We start from the raw sequence: 2,226 nt of genomic DNA, 5'->3' as shown, positions 1-2,226 counted from the left end.
CGCTTCAAAAATCACGTTTGCCGGTACGCCCTTTTCATTGGATACCGACTCAACAACCAGCAGTACTTCTTTGCTCATCGTACGCCTCGCCTTTCGCAAGCCATTGGATCCGCGGGATCCGCGTCTCAGTCAAAACTGGGAATAATGTTGGCCTTGTCGATCATATCGATCGGCAACAGGAATTCATGGTCTTCTACCTGCACCACGACGTCCTGTTCTTCTACACCGCGCAGAAGGCCCTGAAAGTTGCGTCGCCCTTCAAAGGGAGATCGCAGCTTGATCTTCACTTGTTCACCGGCAAATTTTGCAAACTGATCAATAGTGAACAGTGGGCGTTCCATGCCTGGCGAGGAAACTTCGAGGGTGTATTCAACGGAGATCGGATCTTCAACATCCAAGACACCGCTGATCTGGCGGCTGACAATGGCACAGTCGTCCACCAGCACACCGCCCTCTTTATCGATATAAACGCGCAACATTGAGTGGCGACCTTGAGCCGAAAACTCAATACCCCAGCATTCATAGCCTAGGGCCACGACCACCGGGGCCAGCAAGGCCTGCAACTCTTCTAGCTTGCTCGACACCTGAACCCCCTCGTGCATGTATGTGCATGCTGTGCAAAATAAAAAAATGGGCGAAACGCCCATCCTTGAAACGCCGTCGAACAGCGGCGTTGAAAGTGTCCAGCTAACAAAAAGCCCCTTAAAAGGGGCTCCGCTAAAACTGGTTGCGGGGGCCGGATTTGAACCGACGACCTTCGGGTTATGAGCCCGACGAGCTACCAGACTGCTCCACCCCGCGACAAAGCTGGGGCGGAAGTATACGACCGATCCCTTACAGGGTCAATGTAACCTTCCACCTACAAGAAAGCCCGCAACAGCGGGCTCTCCTGATAATTGGTACCGAGAAGGGGACTCGAACCCCTACACCCTATGGGCACAACCACCTCAAGGTTGCGTGTCTACCAATTCCACCACCTCGGCAATACAGCGTTTAAAACCCTTCTTACTTTTGCTCTTGAGCTGGAGGTACGTCAGTCGCTGGAGTAGCCGACTTTTGCTCTTGAAGCACCGGGACATCATCAGAAGCCGGTTTTGCTTTTGGTACTTCCAACACTGCTGGGTTTGGCAAACCTACTTGAGTCAGCACATGAGCCTTCTCTTTAGCAAAGTAACCTAACCCCAAGCTGGTTATGAAGAAACCGGCGGCAAGTATAGCAGTAAACTTACTAAGAAAGGTAGAGGAACCTTGGCTTCCGAACACAGTATTTGAAGCACCTGCACCGAAAGACGCACCAGCATCCGCACCTTTACCCTGTTGCAACAAAACCAGGGCAACTACGCCCAGGGCAGCCAACAGATGAAAAACGACTACGACTGTTTCCAGCATTTTTTCAGTTTCCCGCGGCGCGACAAATCGCACCGAACTCATCTGCATTCAGGGAAGCTCCACCAATGAGCCCCCCATCGATATCCGGCATGCCGAACAGTTCGACCGCATTGGCCGCCTTCACGCTGCCGCCGTATAGAAGACGCACACCTTGTGCGACTTCAGAATTCTCTGCCGCCAACTGAGCGCGGATGGCTGCGTGCACATCCTGCGCCTGTTGCGGTGTAGCAGTCAGCCCAGTGCCAATGGCCCAGACCGGCTCGTAAGCAATTACTGCCTTTGCAAACGCACCAACACCCAGCTCCTCGATGATGCTGCCCAGCTGACGCGAGACAACTTCTAGAGTTTTGCCTGATTCACGCTGCTCAAGGGTCTCCCCTATGCACAACACTGGAATCAAGCCGCAAGCCTGTGCCGCTGCGAACTTGCGATTGAGTGCCCCATCACGCTCGCCCATCATCTGACGACGCTCGGAGTGCCCGACAAGCACATAGGAACAACCCGCATCAAGCAGCTGACTCGGCGCAACCTCACCGGTCAACGCACCTTGCATGGCTTCCACCGCAGAATTCTGCGCGCCGACCTGAATCGACTTACCTTTCAAGCCATCAACCACTTGGGTGATATGCAAGCAAGGCGGGAAAACCGCGATATCAACACCGCTAGGCAAGGCCAAGTGACGAAGGCCATTGATCAGCTCAGCGACACTGGCGCGGGTACCGTGCATCTTCCAGTTACCAGCTACCATAGTGCGACGCATGCTGTACCTCGTCGGTCAAAGTGGGCGCAGATGTTACCCAACCACATCATCACTGGCAAGCCGAATTCAGGCGCAAA

4 protein-coding genes and 2 tRNA genes are annotated in these 2,226 nt (G+C 54.0%); all 6 read right to left on the bottom strand.

Annotation, left to right across the window (positions count from 1 at the left end):
* A partial coding sequence (locus tag CFE47_RS31100) for a hypothetical protein (protein WP_286843014.1) occupies nucleotides 1-78 on the bottom strand: 78 nt, incomplete at its 3' end.
* A gap of 47 nt (nucleotides 79-125) precedes the next feature.
* Nucleotides 126-584, bottom strand: a complete 459-nt coding sequence (gene rimP / locus CFE47_RS31095; RefSeq protein WP_003235029.1) for a ribosome maturation factor RimP — start codon at nucleotides 582-584, stop codon at nucleotides 126-128.
* Between the two features lie 140 nt (nucleotides 585-724).
* Nucleotides 725-801, bottom strand: a tRNA-Met gene (locus tag CFE47_RS31090).
* A 96-nt stretch (nucleotides 802-897) separates the two neighbouring features.
* A tRNA-Leu gene (locus tag CFE47_RS31085) sits at nucleotides 898-983 on the bottom strand.
* Between the two features lie 22 nt (nucleotides 984-1,005).
* Nucleotides 1,006-1,389, bottom strand: coding sequence for a preprotein translocase subunit SecG (secG, locus tag CFE47_RS31080; RefSeq protein ID WP_010206600.1), 384 nt, complete (start codon nucleotides 1,387-1,389; stop codon nucleotides 1,006-1,008).
* Between the two features lie 4 nt (nucleotides 1,390-1,393).
* Entirely contained in the window at nucleotides 1,394-2,149 is a 756-nt protein-coding gene (gene tpiA / locus CFE47_RS31075) for a triose-phosphate isomerase (RefSeq protein WP_286843009.1), read from the bottom strand.
* Nucleotides 2,150-2,226 lie beyond the last annotated feature (77 nt).

Source organism: Pseudomonas sp. PGPPP1, assembly GCF_002255865.1.
GTDB lineage: Bacteria > Pseudomonadota > Gammaproteobacteria > Pseudomonadales > Pseudomonadaceae > Aquipseudomonas > Aquipseudomonas cremoris.
The sequence above is the reverse complement of the archived record's forward strand: the minus strand, read 5'-3'. Positions and strand labels throughout refer to the sequence as shown.